Below are 15,749 nucleotides of genomic sequence, written 5' to 3'. Positions count from 1 at the left end.
AGTGAAAAAGGTATTGATACCCTGTGCTATGTTGATGATTTTAGGCGCTGTGCCACGTCAGCGCATGACAGTTTACTCGTCAGCTTTTTCCGGCACGGATGAAGCAGAGGGTTTACGGCAGAAAGCCGGTATTAAGAGCGGCAGAGGAAGCCGCTCTGACAGGTATCAGGCAGAATAACGCTCCAGATAGAAGCCCTTATTATCACGCGCCATGCGGATGTTATCTTCCGCATCAAATTCGGCGGCCAGCGTGAAGAACTGGTCGCTGCTGATATTCCAGGTCAGGCGCACACGTTCATAATTGCCGGAAAGACAAAGGGTACGCGCTTGCTGCAAATCCTTTGCGCTAACTTCCGCGGTCAGAGTGTCGATTAATGCCATTTACTTTTTCCTCAGTAATTTACGTAACGCTTTAATCTCTTTGGCCGACAGCGCAGGCACGTCCGCATCTGCTTTAAACGACGCCTGTTTAGTGCTGTCATTGCTATTTGTCTCGCTTTTTTGCTGCTGACTCAGCGCACTTTCCAGCAGCGTCGTGACAGTCTGACTCAGACTTGTCTGCTGCTGTTCTGCAACAGCTTTAAGTTTTTCCTTTAACGCAGGGGAATACGCAGGGTAAGGGCCGCAGTGTCACTCATAGCACTCTCCAGAGGACGTGGTGGAACCGATCAGATAAGCGAAGCATTCAAAATAATTATGAATATTATTTGCTGCAAATGATTATCACTCAATGTAATAAAAATGAAACATAAGCTTCATAATTAGATCGATGACTTTTAATGTTTTCGCGTAAAAAGGGATTCGCCGGGAATGCGCGAATCAGTGCACACGGCAGCGGAATGACATCACTGTAGGAAAAACAGGCAAATAAGCATAAAGCAGAATTAATGTTTTTAGCCCATCAGGCATAACATAATCAGATTATGCCGCTTAATATAATGACCAAACATTAAGCGGCTTAACGCAGTAAAAGGCCCGCAGGCGTGGGCAGGTTGAGGTTTGCCTTAACGCTGGCCAGCCTGCCACTGACTTTTAACAGAGTAAAACGCTGCTGCGTGTCAGGCGTGCGGGCTTTTTGTCACGCCTTGCGGATCGCCTTTTTCCAAAGCACTGGCGCTGGCCGGATCGAATAATGACAGACTCTCAATTTGATCGACCATGATGACTTTACGAAAAGCCATTGCATTTTTCGGCTCGGATGTCAGCGAAATTTCATGTTCCGCATACCATTTACTGTAATTATGCTCCACTGCCAGCTTCAGCGTTTTACTGTCGCGATAACCGCTCAGCATCGGAATGACAACGATATTGGCCGTCGTTTCATATTCGAAGGTTGCAGCATGAATCATGCCGATATAGATGCGACGTGACTTAAGCGTGATCCAGGCGAGTTCACCCTCTTCCATACATTGAAAAAGTAATTGTTCGACGCCGTTTGAGCGCGACAGCCGTTGATAAAGATCTTTTCGACCCGGCGCATTCAGTCTTGCACTGCCGGACCAGTTTGAGCGGTAAAGACAAAAAAGTATCGCAAAGGCCAGCATCACAACCACAGGTGCCTGGATGCCAAGAAAGCTCCAGTTCATGAATTCCATTTGCCATTTCAAATTAACGCCTGGAATTTCCTGAAAGGCATTAGCCAGCGAAGATATACCCAATAAAATCAGCCAGATAATGCCAGTGGCAAAGACGCCCTGCAAAACGAAGATGCAGCCATACAGCGCGACGAGAAAATAGACATCCCAGCCAAAGGAGCGACGGATCTTAAACCGACTGGAGAGATCCCGACTGGTATACCAATAGCCGCTGACCATGAGCACCATAAATATCGCTGTACCCATGTCACACCTCTTTTAGAGCATTAACATGTCGTTCAAAGTCTTCCTTTACTTCATCGCTAAGGATATTGACCGAGGCATTACCATCTTCGTCGATGATGATGCGCTCACCATCAGCAATCGTATCATTGATGTCCTTACGGGTCATGATTTGCAAAAATTTCTCTGGACTGGCAAAAACGGAAAGAACGTATTTAAACATAATGGTCACTTTTTTAGTTTAAAAGATAAGTATGTGACCGGAACTGCGTTACCGCCATGTTATTATCACTAAAATTTCTTAAATCAGATAATTATCTAGACCACTTAAATATAAATCTCTGTGTTATTACCCAGTAATAATCAGCTTGACGTGAAAATATTTTTAGCTTTCTTGAGACGTGAATTACCACGCCTCAATAAAAGCTATTTTTTGTAAAAAAGATTATAAAAAAACTCTACCAGGTAAAGTGAAATTTTTGTCAATGCTAAGAGCGTTAATATGATAATAAGCAGTTTTGAAAGGCCTGCTGGTGCCGCGTACCAACTGTCATAACCTACCCCCGCCCCTTTAAGCAGTGATGCCCCAAGAAGGGTGCTGATAAAAATCGTTATATACTTAATAATCTTCATAGCACCTCCACAGATCCCGACAGGATGTCGGGATACGCTGCTTTAACGCGAACATTGTCCACCGTAATTACCACCGGCGCTGCTATTGTTACTGCCATTGCAGGCAGAAGAAGATGTGTTTGGAGAACCTCCTCCTTTAAAGCACCCTCCCGATATAGCACCTCCCACTATTCCTAAAGCTACCCCAGGCAATCCTCCTAATAGTCCAGAAACAACGCCACCCAAAATGCCATTATTACAATTTGCTACATTTGGATCGTTGTAACGTGGGTTACCGCTTTTACCATTTGAGCGACCGCCACCACGATTGTTACCGCTGCCTGGCCCATGCTTATCAGCATAATTCCCTGCACCAGATATCTGTTCGATTTCTTCATTCGTCAATAAACGCATAATATTTCCTTATTTATGTCGTCTCTCATGGGAGAGGGCAGGAAAAATATTATCGGCAACAAAAAGGAAAATAAATAGTAAAACACTTAACACGTAATTGTATTAATACACACTTTCGTAGGCAAAAGCCTACTGGCGAGTTGAAAACATTATCATGAAGTCGCTAATCAAAAATAAAAAACACACTACTAAATCAGGGGCTTACTGTAACGCAGGAAATAAAAATCAGCGCAGAAAAATAAGATTAATTAATTTAGCGCGCGATTATTGATTAATTAGGAAAAGAAAAGGGTTTTCTTTGCTGTATTAAGTTAACCCTTCTCTGTTTTATCTTGATCGCTACAGTGCCTGCGCACACGCCCAGGCTGAACTCCAGGCCCACTGAAAGTTATAACCGCCTAACCAACCCGTTACGTCCACCACTTCGCCAATAAAGTAGAGTCCAGGCACATCACGCGCCTCCATGGTTTTGGAGGAAAGCTGGGTGGTATCAACCCCTCCCAGGGTGACTTCAGCAGTGCGATAACCTTCCGTGCCGTTTGGCTGTACACGCCACTGATGCAGCGTTTTCACCAGTTCAGCCTGTTGTTTACTGTTGAGCTGCTTCAGACTGACATCCGGCACCACCTTCATCTCTTGCAGAATTTCTACCAGCCGCTTAGGCAGCAACTTTGCCAGGCTGTTTTTCAGGCTGAGATTAGGATGGGTTTCGCGCTGCACATTGATAAAGCCATCCAGGTCATTGGCGGGCGATAAATTGATGGTAACGAATTCGCCAGGCTGCCAGTAGCTGGAAATTTGCAGCACGGCCGGGCCTGATAAACCACGATGGGTGAACAGCATCGCCTCTTTAAAGAGTGTGCCATCCTGCGCTTCAATAGAGGTATCGAGGGCGACACCTGAAAGCGTCTGAAGCTGCTCCAGTAAAGGTTTGTGTAGCGTAAACGGCACCAGCGCAGCGCGGGTTGGAAACACCCTGAGACCAAACTGTTCGGCAATCTTATAACCGAACGGCGAGGCACCCAGACCCGGCATTGATAAACCGCCGCTGGCAATCACCAGTTTTTCGGCCCGGACGGTTGCGCCATTAAGTTGCAGCGTATAGCCCGCATCGTCGCGGCTTACGCTCAGCACCTCAGTACGCAGGCGCAGCGTCACCTGCCCTTTTTCACACTCTTTCATCAGCAGGTCGACGATTTGCTGCGCTGAATCATCACAAAAGAGTTGGCCAAGCGTCTTTTCGTGCCAGGCAATGCCATGCTTATTGACCGCATCAATGAAATCCCATTGGGTATAACGCGCCAGTGCAGATTTACAAAAGTGCGGGTTATGCGACAGATAAGCTGAGGCATCTGTATAAAGATTAGTGAAATTGCAGCGGCCACCGCCTGACATCAAGATTTTCCGGCCTGGTTTTTTGCCGTTATCCAGTAACAGCACGCGGCGGCTGCGAAGGCCTGCCTGTGCGGCACAAAACAGCCCTGCGGCACCCGCGCCAATAATGATAACGTCAAACTGTTCCACTGCTAATTACCCGCTTTACCTGAAAGGCGCTGATTGTAGTGATCTGCTCATACAGACGCCAGTGTCAAAAAAATGCCGCAAATGTGTCATATTGTAAATGATTAATTTTTAAACCTTTTTGTCTTTCCACACCCGGTGAATTACAGGTTTACGACAAATTAAGGCTATATTTTCCTTTCCCATACAGCACGTTGTCGCGGATAATGCGCCGCGTTCATGTCCTCCCAAAATGGCGTAACGTTTATGCTACATCTGTTTGCTGGCCTGGATCTTAGTACCGGCCTGTTATTGGTTCTTGCCCTGCTGTTTGTATTGTTTTATGAAGCAATCAACGGCTTCCACGACACGGCCAACGCAGTTGCGACGGTCATTTATACTCGTGCCATGCGCGCCCAGCTTGCTGTGGTTATGGCCGGCGTATTCAACTTCTTTGGTGTACTGCTCGGTGGTTTGAGTGTTGCTTATGCCATTGTTCACATGCTTCCCACCGACTTGTTGTTAAATGTCGGATCGGCTCACGGTCTCGCCATGGTGTTTTCTATGCTACTGGCGGCGATCATCTGGAACCTCGGTACCTGGTATTTAGGGTTACCGGCCTCCAGCTCCCATACCCTGATCGGCGCGATTATCGGTATCGGTCTTACCAACGCATTAATGAATGGCACGTCAGTCGTTGATGCGCTTAACATTCCGAAAGTCATTAACATTTTTCTGTCATTGATTCTGTCGCCGATTGTCGGCCTGCTGATTGCGGGTGGGTTGATTTTTATCCTGCGCCGTTACTGGAGCGGTACGAAAAAACGTGCACGTATTCATATGACGCCTGCTGACCGTGAGAAGATCGATGGCAAGAAAAAGCCGCCGTTCTGGACGCGCACTGCGTTAATTATCTCCGCTATTGGGGTGAGTTATTCGCACGGCGCAAACGATGGTCAGAAAGGTATTGGCCTGATCATGCTGGTTCTGATTGGCGTTGCACCAGCAGGTTTCGTGGTGAATATGAATTCATCCGGTTACGACATTACACGTACCCGCGATGCGGTTAATCATCTTGAGCAATATTATCAGCAACACAATCAATCGCTGACGCATGTTGTTCAAATGGCGCCGCCTGCGCTGCCGACACCGGAAGAGGTGCCGTCAGGTCCGCATGAGTTCCATTGCGATAGTGCCCGGGCATTACAGGCTGTTCAGCGTGCACAAGGCTTGCTGAATAATCTACAAAGCTATGATCAACTGTCTGTTGATCAGCGTAGCCAGATGCGCCGCTTGCTGTTGTGTATCTCTGATACCGCCGACAAAGCAGCCAAGCTGCCGGAAACCAGCCCGGATGACAAACGCTTCCTCAACAAGCTGAAAGGCGATTTGTTAGGCACTATTGAGTATGCGCCTGTCTGGATTATCGTGGCGGTTGCGTTAGCACTGGGCACCGGCACCATGATTGGCTGGCGTCGTGTTGCAACCACTATCGGTGAAAAAATCGGTAAGAAGGGCATGACCTATGCGCAGGGTATGTCCGCACAGGTTACCGCTGCGTTGTCAATTGGTATTGCCAGCTATACCGGCATGCCGGTTTCTACCACGCATATCCTCTCCTCTTCTGTCGCCGGTACGATGCTGGTAGACGGCGGCGGATTACAGAGGCGAACCATTAAGAACATTGCTATGGCATGGGTATTTACTCTGCCGGTGTGTATCGTACTTTCAGGTTCGCTGTACTGGATTGCGCTAAAACTGGTGTAATTTATCAAGGGCGACATTAGTCGCCCTTTTTAATGCCAGATAGCCATCGCAATCAGGCTAATCACCACTAACCCGCACAGTGCACTGGTCAAAATAAACTGACCACGTACCCGCTCACAGCGACGAATAAACTCGTCGTCATGATGATCAAGATAACGTTTTGCCCAGATATAGCGCACCAGCCGCACCTGCTTGCTTGGCTGTCCATGAGAAGTGAAAAAACCCGCGCCATCAACGTACTGATACAGCAGCGGATCGCAACCACGTAGTACCGCTAACAATGCGCGCAGAGAAGAGAAATAGCGCGCCATATTCACAATACAAACCACACACAGAGCCCAAAAAAGCGCGATAGTGCTAATCATGTTCCCCTCCCAGTTGGAGCGGCAGAGACGAATGCAGCAGCGTAACGCTGTAAACGCTCCACAGAAATTCCCAACCACTGAATGAACCAGACGGCGATTTTGTTTTGACAAGCCTGGGCGGTCAGAGCCATGCGTAAATGACCGTCTTTTCAGTGTAGGAGAAATGTTTCATTTTTTTCCAGCGATGATTTTCGTTCGGCGCGAGCAAAAATTGCTCGCCTTTGATCTGATTCACAACCGTAGCGGTGACAGAAGCATTTGTTTACATTGGCAGCTATACTCTGAGGTATAACAACATGACATCTGCTAAATAGTTTGGTGGTGCTCATCGCCCGTTCGCGCAAAGGATTACGCTAAGCTGTGACGCGGCAGGAAGACTGGTTGCCATCCTGAATCTTGTGAAAGGAGTTATATCATGGCTTATAAACATATCCTGATTGCAGTAGACCTTTCCCCAGAAAGCCAGTTACTGGTGGATAAAGCCGTTTCGCTGGCACGTCCTTACGATGCCAAAATCTCTTTGATTCACGTTGATGTGAATTACTCCGACCTCTACACCGGTCTGATTGATGTTAATCTTGGCGATATGCAGAAGCGTATTTCGCATGAAACCCATCAGGCACTGAAAGACCTGTCAGATTCGGCAGGCTATCCCATCAGCGAAACCCTGAGTGGCAGCGGTGATCTGGCTCAGGTGTTGGTTGATGCGATTAAAAAGTATGATGTAGATATGGTGGTCTGCGGTCATCATCAGGATTTCTGGAGCAAGCTGATGTCGTCAGCGCGCCAGTTGATTAACACCGTACATATCGACATGCTGATTGTGCCGCTGCGCGATGATGAAGATGAATAGTGATGCTTTGCCTGTAAAAAAGCCGGTGTAAACCGGCTTTTTTATTATTCATTCGCTAAGGGCGTATAGATATCAAAGCGATGACTTTTCGTCACCACCGCGGATTGTGTTACCACACCTGCCAGCGGTGGCGCGTAATCAGGGCGCTTCACCACAATACGCTTTTTCGCCAGACGACGAGCCGGTTCCAGTAGCGCGTCAGCGTCTTCATCGGCACCGACCAGCGACTGAAAAACCCGCATCTCCTTTTTTACCATCGCACTTTTCTGGCGGTGCGGATACATCGGGTCGAGATACACCACATCCGGTGCGGGCGTAATATCATTTAGCGCCTGCGCACTGGCGGCATGGATTAAGGTCAGTCGCTCGCGCAGCCAGCCACCAATCTCAGCATCCTGATAGCCACGCTGTAAACCATCTTCCAGCAGTGCCGCAACCACGGGATGGCGCTCCAGCATGCGCACCCGGCAGCCCAGTGCTGCTAATACAAAGGCATCACGTCCCAGACCTGCGGTGGCATCAATCACATCCGGCAAATAACTGCCTTTGATGCCTACCGCTTTTGCAACCGCTTCGCCGCGTCCGCCGCCAAAACGCCGACGGTGCGCCATCGCGCCTGAAACAAAATCCACAAAAATGCCGCCCAGTTTTGGTTCATCACGCTTGCGTAATTCCAGATGGGTTGGCGTCTGTACCAGCGCCAGCGCAGCATCGTCGTCATGCTCTAACTGCCAACGCTGCGCTAAACGCGATAAGGCGCCGTCCCCGGCGCCTGTTTCATCGAGCAAACAGATTTTCACGTAACGCTTTATCCCTGAATGCCGTAGTGTTCCAGCATCGCATCCAGCTGAGGTTCACGACCTCGGAAGCGTTTAAACAGCTCCATTGGCTCTTCCGAGCCGCCGCGCGTCAGGATGTTGTCCAGGAATGACTGCCCGGTTTCGCGATTGAAAATACCCTCTTCTTCAAAGCGCGAATAAGCATCCGCAGCCAGCACGTCTGCCCACAGGTAGCTGTAATATCCCGCTGCATATCCGCCAGCAAAAATATGGCTAAAGGCATGAGGGAAACGGCCCCATTCCGGGCCTGGCACCACGGCGACCTGGCTTTTCACTTCACGCAACGTGTCGAGAATTTGTGCGCCTTTTTCCGGCTTAAATTCGGTATGCAGGCGGAAGTCGAACAGGCCAAACTCCAGCTGACGCAGAATAAACAGTGCTGCCTGATAATTTTTCGCCGCCAGCATTTTATCCAGCAGCTCTTTCGGCAGCGGTTCACCGGTTTCATAATGTCCCGAAATAAACGCCAGTGCATCCGGCTCCCAGCACCAGTTTTCCATAAACTGGCTAGGCAGCTCGACGGCATCCCACGGCACACCGCTAATTCCCGCCACGCCTGGGGTTTCCACGCGCGTCAGCATATGGTGCAGGCCATGACCAAACTCATGAAACAGCGTAATGACCTCATCATGGGTAAACAGAGCCGGTTTGCCTTTCACCGGACGGTTAAAGTTACAGGTGAGATACGCCACTGGCTTTTGCAGGCTGCCGTCAGCTTTACGCATCTGACCGACGCAATCATCCATCCACGCCCCGCCGCGCTTGTTTTCACGCGCGTAGAGGTCGAGATAGAAGCTACCGCGCAGCTCGCCGGTTTCATCGAACAGATCGAAGAAGCGCACATCCGGATGATAAACCTCGACATCGGTACGCTCTTTAGCGGTGATGCCGTAAATGCGCTTCACCACTTCAAACAAGCCAGCAACGGCGCGTGATTCAGGAAAATAGGGACGCAGCTGTTCATCACTGATGGTATAAAGATGCTGCTTCTGTTTCTCACCGTAGTAGGTCAGATCCCACGGATTCAGGTTGTCTACGCCGTGCTCTTGCTTTGCAAAAGCGCGCAGCTGTGCCAGCTCTTTCTCGCCCTGTGGACGGGCGCGTTTAGCCAAATCATTGAGGAAATCGATAACCTGAGACGGGTTTTCTGCCATTTTAGTGGCCAGTGATTTGTCGGCATAGGAATCAAAGCCCAACAGTTGCGCCAGCTCATGACGCAGCGCCAGCACTTCTGCCATCACTGGGCTGTTATCCCATTTACCGGCATTCGGACCCTGATCGGAAGCACGTGTTGAGTAAGCGCGATACATTTCTTCGCGCAACGCGGCATTGTCGCAATACGTCATCACCGGCAGGTAGCTTGGAATATCCAGCGTCAACAGCCAGCCTTCCTGCTCTTTGGCTTCAGCCTGCGCTTTAGCTGCCGCCATTGCGCTCTCTGGCATACCTGCCAGCTCGCTTTCGTCGGTGATGAGCTTGCTCCAGCCCATAGTGGCGTCGAGCACATTATTACTGTAAGTGGAACCCAGCTCAGAGAGACGCGCAGCGATTTCGCCATAGCGCGTCTGTTTCTCTTTCGTCAGGCCAATGCCCGACAGCTCAAAATCACGCAGCGCATTATCGACGGCTTTTTTTTGTGCTAAATCCAGCGCCGCGTAATGCTCACCCTCTTTCAGGTTGCGATACGCCTGATACAACCCCTCATGCTGGCCCACCCAGGTGCTGTACTCAGACAGCAGCGGCAGCGTTTGCTCATAAGCCTGACGCAGTTCCGGGCTGTTTTTTACCGAATTAAGGTGACTTACCGGTGAGAAAATGCGACCCAGACGATCATCAGTTTCCGCCAGAGGCTGCACTAAATTATCCCAGGTGTAAGGTGCGCCCTGCGCCACCACTTTCTCCACCATGGCACGACAGTCATTCAATACCTCAGTCACGGCAGGAACAACATGTTCAGGTTGGATAGCGGAAAAAGGCGGAAGAGTAAAAGATGTAAGAAGCGGATTGGTCATAGCGCAGTCCTTTATCAATGTATGAGGCGCGACAGGTCGCGCAATGCAATCGTATTAACATGCGGCTAAGTGTAGCGAAAATCAATGGCAGCCGGGATGAGTGCGGAAGAAACGGTCGCATAGCGATGAGAAGGGATGAAATCGTGAAGATTTCCACGGCGGGACGCACCCCGTACAGGCATGAGGCTAAAACTCGCGCTTGACGATAATGTAGCCATTGAAGCTTATTGAACACTCCGCTTCACTAACGACTAATGATGCAAGTGTAATATTATGCTTGTTCTCTTTATTAACATAATCAAACCGCACAATGATATTCATGGGATTTGCATGTAAACAGATTGTTTTCATCAAACTGATATACACCATTAAGCGTAAACGATAGCGTTCTGACATTATAAACCCAGGCCATTGCATCTCTCCTTGCGTTAATAAATGACGCACTCCTGCACCATAGCCTCTTAATGTTCTGGTTTTCCATGAATCAGTAAACTGAATATTACCATCGCAATATTTCCAGGCGATTTTCTCATACCTTAACATTACCGATTAGAGATGATTCATATTCTCCACAGACGTAACATTGTGCATGATTGGGTTAATCGAAACGACTTTACCCCTACAGGCTGCATATTGAAATATCCCTCTTCCTGTCCGGAATAATGAATGCGATACCATTCTATTTCGGCGCTTTTTAGTGTCTGCCCCGTGGCTACGGCTTTGTAAAAATAAGGACTGGAGGAATCAAATTCTTTTTCAAATTCCATCTCGCTGTGAATGCGCGTTCCGGTTAATTTGCCGGTGTGGCTGTCCGTAGGAATATTTAAACCGTGCATAAAACTGAGAAGTTCAATACTCTCTTTTCTGGCTTTGATATTCACACTGTCTTTGATATCGGCCTGGCCATCATCCTTAAGCCATAAATAAGCCGGAATGGTCATGAATGATTCCCTGTTGTTATTGCTGGTGAAAAGAGCAGCCACTGCAGGGTTGAAGAGGTGCTGTAAATTTGACTTAAGTCATCTGTGAATGTGTTTAACGGAGACAAAAAGACGTTTTGTGAGACGCATCTTATTGGTGCTTTTTGCCTTCGTTGTCAGGCGATTTATTTTATTTTTCAAAAGATTGCACGTAACGGTTACGGGTAAAAAGATAAACGCGCAAAAACAACAATCTGATCTTATGCTTTCTCCGTCCATCGGGCAGTTATCCCTGATATAATCCACCACCTTTCAAGGTTCTCATGCTTTTCCTGCATCCGTTGCTGTGCGCCGTTCTGTGGGTTAATACGTGGGGTAATAATTGTAATTTATTGATTTTAATCAATTAAAACCTTATAAATTCAACAGGATAAAGAAATATGCTCAGCTATCGCCACAGCTTTCATGCCGGCAACCACGCCGACGTGCTGAAACACACTGTTCAAAGCCTGATCATCACTGCGCTGAAAGAGAAAGAAAAACCGTTCTTCTACCTTGATACTCACGCAGGTGCGGGACGTTATCAACTGAGCGGTGAGCACGCTGAACGTACCGGCGAATATCTGGAAGGCATCGCACGCATCTGGCAGCAGCCGGATGCACCAGAATTACTGCACCCCTACTTTGATGCGATTCATGCGCTCAATCGCAATAACACGCTGCGCTATTATCCCGGTTCGCCGCTGATTGCGCGTCATTTGCTGCGCGAAGATGACAAACTGCAACTCACTGAATTGCACTCCAGCGATTATCCGCTGCTGCGCAATGAGTTCAGCAAAGACAAACGAGCACGGGTTGATCGCGCCGATGGTTATCAGCAGTTAAAAGCAAAACTGCCGCCACCGTCGCGTCGCGGTCTGATTCTGATCGATCCGCCTTACGAGATGAAAAGCGATTATCAGGCAGTAGTGAAAGGCATTCAGGAAGGTCACAAACGTTTTAGTACTGGTGTGTTCGCTTTGTGGTATCCGGTGGTATTACGTCAGCAGATTAAACATATGCTGCGCGACCTTGAAGCGACCGGCATTCGCAATATTCTTCAAATTGAACTGGCTACACGTCCTGACAGCGATCAGCGCGGCATGACCGCCTCTGGCATGATTGTCATCAACCCGCCGTGGAAGCTGGCGCAGCAAATGGAGACTCTCCTGCCGTGGCTGCATCAAAAGCTGGTTCCAGCCGGAACCGGGCACTTCAGCGTCACGCAGATCGTTGCGGAATAACGAGCGGCCTCGCAAAGTGCGTCCTTTACGCTTGCCTGAGGATGCACTCTCGCCATAGATTTAGCTGTCGCGGCGCTGGGCTGCGGGTAAAAAAGGATGTTTACCATGTGGATAATACTGGCTGGCGCGCTGGCTATACTGCCGCGCCAGCGTGTCGCATTATTTCTGCTGCTGCTTTCCACCCTGCTTGCCCTGTATCAGGGTGTTGTGACCTGGCCTGCCGTGACGCTGCTTCTTGCGCTGGCTGCTCTTGCCGCGCTGCGAAGATATATTGATGCAAACCGGTGGGTAAAAGAAATAACAGAATTGCTGCTGGTTACAGCATCAATTGGCCTGTTTTTACACGTCTTTCCCGGCTTTCATAATCCACCGCAAATCCAGGCAGTAAAAGCAGGCCCGCAAAGTCTGCCTTTCTCTTTCTATTTTAATTTCGATAAGGCATTGATCCCTTTTTTGCTGCTGGCCTGCATGCCGACGCTGTTTAAAACCGCTGCTTTTCCACCGCGTCATTATTTGTCATGGGTTGGCCTGTTTGCAGCGATGCCGCTGCTGCTTTTTCTCGCCGTTCTGCTGGGTGGACTGGGGCTTGAAACACATTTCCCCGACTGGATCGGCACCTTCATGCTGGCCAATCTGTTTTTCGTCTGCCTGGCGGAAGAAGCCTTTTTCGTGGCTACGTTCAGCATCGTTTGCGCCAGTGGGCAGGTGGCAGCAAAGCGTTACTGCTGACGTCACTGCTGTTTGGCCTGGCGCACTTTTCAGGTGGCGCACTGCTGGTGATTTTTGCCACGCTGGCTGGCGTAATTTACGGCCTCGCCTGGCACTGGAGTGGACGATTATGGGTCGCCACCGGTGTACATTTCACCTTTAATATGATGCATCTGCTGTTTTTCACCTATCCCGCGCTTCAGCACTGACTGGCTTACAGCGTAAACACGGCAAAATCCTGTGCCAGCTCGGTAGCAGGAAAAATGGACTGGCACTCTGCCAGCAGGCGCGCCATATCCTGAGGTAAATAGCGCGAGCTGAAATGTGTGGCAATCATGCGCTTAGCGCCTGCTTTTTTGGCAACCTCTGCCGCCTGAAGCGTAGTGGAGTGGCCGCGTCCGTTGGCCTTCTCCAGCATTGCCGCTTCCAGCGTGGTTTCATGCACCATTACATCGACATGTGCGGCCAGTTGTAGCGCGATATCCGTTGGCGCGGTATCGCCAAAAATCGCCAGGGTTTTACCTTTGATGGCAGGGCCAAGATAGTCGGCACCATTAATGACCCGGCCATCTTCCAGCGTAATCTTTTTGCCCTGTTTCAGTTGCTGATACCACGGCCCACGCGGCACACCTTCAGCTTTTAGTCGCGGCGCGTCAAGAAAGCCAGGCTTATCGTATTGCTCAATGCGATAGCCGTAGCATTCAATGACATGATTAAGTGGCCAGGCGGTAACGCGAAATTCACCGTCATCCAATACTAAACCCGCTTCAATTTCGACGATCTCAAGGGGGTAAGTGGTAAACGATCCACTGAGCGACAGTGCAGTTTCAATGAAGGTATTAATGCCTTTTGGGCCATAGACAGTAAATGGCTCGCTGAGACCTGCCATTGAGCGGCTGGTGAGCAAGCCGGGTAAACCAAAAATATGATCGCCATGCAAATGGGTAATGAAAATCTTATCCAGCCGCCCCGGTTTTAGCGCGCTACGCATGAACTGATGCTGAGTCGCTTCACCGCAATCAAACAGCCAGGTTTCACCGCGAATCGAACGAGTAAAGGCAATAGACGTCACATTGCGTTGCAGACTGGGCGCACCGGCACCGGTGCCTAAAAAAGTGAGATGCATGCTATGTCCCTGTTAATGGTGAAAAGTCAGAACCCTAATTACAATCATAGGTGCAAACTTTGCGTCAATTCGGCCCGCAGCGTTACACTCTATGTCAATTTTCTTGTAACCGGATGGATACTCAATGACCCGACATTATGACTACCTCGCCATTGGCGGCGGCAGTGGTGGCATCGCTTCGATTAACCGCGCAGCGATGTATGGAAAAAAATGTGCTCTGATTGAAGCCAAAGCACTGGGCGGCACCTGCGTGAATGTGGGATGCGTGCCGAAAAAAATCATGTGGCATGCTGCACAGATTGCCGAAGCCATCCATCTTTATGGTCCGGATTATGGTTTTGATACCACGGTCAACCGCTTCGACTGGGCGACGCTGGTGAAAAACCGCAGCGCCTATATCGATCGTATTCATACCTCTTATGACAACGTGCTGGGTAAGAATCTGGTTGATGTGATTAGAGGATTTGCCCGGTTTGTCGATACACACACGGTAGAAGTGAACGGTGAAATCATTACCGCCGATCACATCCTGATCGCCACAGGCGGTCGCCCGGGTCACCCTTCTGTTCCGGGTGCAGAATATGGCATCGACTCTGACGGCTTCTTTGAACTGGATGCGCTGCCAAAACGCACTGCTGTTGTGGGCGCAGGCTACATTGCGGTTGAACTGGCGGGCGTGGTTAATGCGCTGGGTTCTGAAACCCATCTGTTTGTGCGCAAACATGCACCGCTGCGTCATTTTGATCCGATGATCACCGACACGCTGGTTGAAACCATGAAGTCGGAAGGCCCAACGCTGCATACACACGCTACGCCGAAAGCGGTGGTAAAAAACGCCGATGGCAGCCTGACGCTGCAGCTGGAAGATGGCCGTGAGCAAACAGTAGATTGCCTGGTCTGGGCGATTGGACGCCAGCCCGAGACCGACAAGCTGAATATCGAAGTGACCGGCATTGAGCTGACTGAAAAAGGCCACATCAAGGTCGATAAATTCCAGAACACCAACGTTTCTGGCATTTATGCTGTCGGCGATAATACTGGCGCGGTTGAGTTAACACCGGTAGCCATTGCGGCAGGCCGTCGTCTTTCCGAGCGCCTGTTTAACAACAAACCGGACGAGCATCTGGATTTCAACAATATCCCGACGGTGGTATTCAGCCACCCGCCGATTGGCACCGTGGGCCTGACCGAACCCCAGGCGCGCGCGCAGCATGGCGATGACCAGGTGAAAATTTATACCTCTTCATTCACGGCTATGTACACCGCCGTCACGCAGCACCGTCAGCCGTGCCGCATGAAGCTGGTGTGTGTCGGTAAAGAAGAAAAGATTGTCGGCATTCATGGTATCGGATTCGGTATGGATGAAATGCTGCAAGGCTTTGCCGTCGCACTGAAAATGGGCGCGACCAAAAAGGACTTTGACAATACCGTGGCGATCCACCCAACCGCAGCGGAAGAATTTGTGACGATGCGTTAATCACACCCGTATTGATGCGTTTAACCAGGCTGCTTCGGCAGCTTTTTTGTGGCTTA

14 protein-coding genes and 2 pseudogenes are annotated in these 15,749 nt (G+C 49.6%); 5 read left to right on the top strand and 11 right to left on the bottom strand.

All coding sequences use genetic code 11. The features are described 5' to 3' along the window. Positions 1-165: 165 nt before the first annotated feature. From O3W44_RS13605 to O3W44_RS13580, 6 genes are all read right to left on the bottom strand, one after another. On the bottom strand, positions 166-381 hold the full coding sequence (locus O3W44_RS13605; RefSeq protein ID WP_269293484.1) for a hypothetical protein: 216 nt from the start codon (positions 379-381) through the stop codon (positions 166-168). A gap of 677 nt (positions 382-1,058) precedes the next feature. Next, entirely contained in the window at positions 1,059-1,841 is a 783-nt protein-coding gene (locus O3W44_RS13600) for a hypothetical protein (protein WP_269293483.1), read from the bottom strand. A gap of 1 nt (position 1,842) precedes the next feature. Continuing rightward, positions 1,843-2,040: a hypothetical protein gene (locus O3W44_RS13595; protein ID WP_269293482.1), complete on the bottom strand. Its 198-nt coding sequence runs from the start codon at positions 2,038-2,040 to the stop codon at positions 1,843-1,845. Positions 2,041-2,243: 203 nt separating this feature from the next. Further along, on the bottom strand, positions 2,244-2,450 hold the full coding sequence (locus O3W44_RS13590; protein ID WP_269293481.1) for a hypothetical protein: 207 nt from the start codon (positions 2,448-2,450) through the stop codon (positions 2,244-2,246). A gap of 42 nt (positions 2,451-2,492) precedes the next feature. Next, positions 2,493-2,843, bottom strand: a complete 351-nt coding sequence (locus tag O3W44_RS13585; RefSeq protein WP_269293480.1) for a hypothetical protein — start codon at positions 2,841-2,843, stop codon at positions 2,493-2,495. Positions 2,844-3,182: 339 nt separating this feature from the next. Continuing rightward, on the bottom strand, positions 3,183-4,367 hold the full coding sequence (locus tag O3W44_RS13580; RefSeq protein WP_269293479.1) for an NAD(P)/FAD-dependent oxidoreductase: 1,185 nt from the start codon (positions 4,365-4,367) through the stop codon (positions 3,183-3,185). A 243-nt stretch (positions 4,368-4,610) separates the two neighbouring features. Here O3W44_RS13580 and pitA point away from each other — a divergent pair, with 243 nt between their 5' ends. Then, the gene (gene pitA, locus O3W44_RS13575; RefSeq protein WP_269294439.1) at positions 4,611-6,110 is read left to right on the top strand and encodes an inorganic phosphate transporter PitA; all 1,500 of its coding nucleotides are present in this window, start codon (positions 4,611-4,613) and stop codon (positions 6,108-6,110) included. A gap of 29 nt (positions 6,111-6,139) precedes the next feature. Here pitA and uspB read toward each other — a convergent pair whose 3' ends face one another. Beyond that, positions 6,140-6,475, bottom strand: a complete 336-nt coding sequence (uspB, locus tag O3W44_RS13570; RefSeq protein WP_269293478.1) for a universal stress protein UspB — start codon at positions 6,473-6,475, stop codon at positions 6,140-6,142. 415 nt (positions 6,476-6,890) lie between these two features. On the opposite strand from uspB, the gene uspA reads away from it, so the two are divergent. Next, complete coding sequence (gene uspA / locus O3W44_RS13565; RefSeq protein ID WP_269293476.1) at positions 6,891-7,328, top strand: universal stress protein UspA; 438 nt, start codon at positions 6,891-6,893, stop codon at positions 7,326-7,328. 44 nt (positions 7,329-7,372) lie between these two features. Here uspA and rsmJ read toward each other — a convergent pair whose 3' ends face one another. The 3 genes and pseudogenes from rsmJ to tssD all read right to left on the bottom strand — a co-directional run. After that, on the bottom strand, positions 7,373-8,128 hold the full coding sequence (gene rsmJ, locus O3W44_RS13560) for a 16S rRNA (guanine(1516)-N(2))-methyltransferase RsmJ (RefSeq protein ID WP_269293474.1): 756 nt from the start codon (positions 8,126-8,128) through the stop codon (positions 7,373-7,375). Positions 8,129-8,136: 8 nt separating this feature from the next. Then, complete coding sequence (prlC, locus tag O3W44_RS13555; RefSeq protein WP_269293473.1) at positions 8,137-10,179, bottom strand: oligopeptidase A; 2,043 nt, start codon at positions 10,177-10,179, stop codon at positions 8,137-8,139. Positions 10,180-10,647: 468 nt separating this feature from the next. After that, positions 10,648-11,120 (bottom strand): annotated as a pseudogene (gene tssD, locus O3W44_RS13550) (type VI secretion system tube protein TssD); the annotation flags it as partial. A gap of 419 nt (positions 11,121-11,539) precedes the next feature. On the opposite strand from tssD, the gene O3W44_RS13545 reads away from it, so the two are divergent. Continuing rightward, positions 11,540-12,382: a 23S rRNA (adenine(2030)-N(6))-methyltransferase RlmJ gene (locus O3W44_RS13545; RefSeq protein WP_269293472.1), complete on the top strand. Its 843-nt coding sequence runs from the start codon at positions 11,540-11,542 to the stop codon at positions 12,380-12,382. Positions 12,383-12,487: 105 nt separating this feature from the next. Continuing rightward, a pseudogene (locus O3W44_RS13540) lies at positions 12,488-13,299 on the top strand (lysostaphin resistance A-like protein). 5 nt (positions 13,300-13,304) lie between these two features. Here O3W44_RS13540 and rnz read toward each other — a convergent pair. Further along, positions 13,305-14,216: a ribonuclease Z gene (gene rnz, locus O3W44_RS13535; RefSeq protein ID WP_269293471.1), complete on the bottom strand. Its 912-nt coding sequence runs from the start codon at positions 14,214-14,216 to the stop codon at positions 13,305-13,307. A 124-nt stretch (positions 14,217-14,340) separates the two neighbouring features. Here rnz and gorA point away from each other — a divergent pair, with 124 nt between their 5' ends. Beyond that, complete coding sequence (gorA, locus tag O3W44_RS13530; RefSeq protein WP_269293470.1) at positions 14,341-15,693, top strand: glutathione-disulfide reductase; 1,353 nt, start codon at positions 14,341-14,343, stop codon at positions 15,691-15,693. The last annotated feature ends 56 nt before the right edge of the window (positions 15,694-15,749 follow it).

Source organism: Pantoea sp. LMR881 (genome assembly GCF_027157825.1).
In the GTDB taxonomy this organism is placed as follows: Bacteria; Pseudomonadota; Gammaproteobacteria; order Enterobacterales; family Enterobacteriaceae; genus Pantoea; species Pantoea haifensis.
This window is presented reverse-complemented; position numbering and strand designations above follow the sequence as displayed.

What these genes read in the sequence shown, in the direction of transcription:
- O3W44_RS13605 (WP_269293484.1), bottom strand. Translation starts at nt 381, where the DNA reads ATGGCATTAATCGACACTCTGACCGCGGAAGTTAGCGCAAAGGATTTG.
- O3W44_RS13600 (WP_269293483.1), bottom strand. Translation starts at nt 1,841, where the DNA reads ATGGGTACAGCGATATTTATGGTGCTCATGGTCAGCGGCTATTGGTAT.
- O3W44_RS13595 (WP_269293482.1), bottom strand. Translation starts at nt 2,040, where the DNA reads ATGTTTAAATACGTTCTTTCCGTTTTTGCCAGTCCAGAGAAATTTTTG.
- O3W44_RS13590 (WP_269293481.1), bottom strand. Translation starts at nt 2,450, where the DNA reads ATGAAGATTATTAAGTATATAACGATTTTTATCAGCACCCTTCTTGGG.
- O3W44_RS13585 (WP_269293480.1), bottom strand. Translation starts at nt 2,843, where the DNA reads ATGCGTTTATTGACGAATGAAGAAATCGAACAGATATCTGGTGCAGGG.
- pitA (WP_269294439.1), top strand. Translation starts at nt 4,611, where the DNA reads ATGCTACATCTGTTTGCTGGCCTGGATCTTAGTACCGGCCTGTTATTG.
- uspB (WP_269293478.1), bottom strand. Translation starts at nt 6,475, where the DNA reads ATGATTAGCACTATCGCGCTTTTTTGGGCTCTGTGTGTGGTTTGTATT.
- uspA (WP_269293476.1), top strand. Translation starts at nt 6,891, where the DNA reads ATGGCTTATAAACATATCCTGATTGCAGTAGACCTTTCCCCAGAAAGC.
- prlC (WP_269293473.1), bottom strand. Translation starts at nt 10,179, where the DNA reads ATGACCAATCCGCTTCTTACATCTTTTACTCTTCCGCCTTTTTCCGCT.
- O3W44_RS13545 (WP_269293472.1), top strand. Translation starts at nt 11,540, where the DNA reads ATGCTCAGCTATCGCCACAGCTTTCATGCCGGCAACCACGCCGACGTG.
- rnz (WP_269293471.1), bottom strand. Translation starts at nt 14,216, where the DNA reads ATGCATCTCACTTTTTTAGGCACCGGTGCCGGTGCGCCCAGTCTGCAA.
- gorA (WP_269293470.1), top strand. Translation starts at nt 14,341, where the DNA reads ATGACCCGACATTATGACTACCTCGCCATTGGCGGCGGCAGTGGTGGC.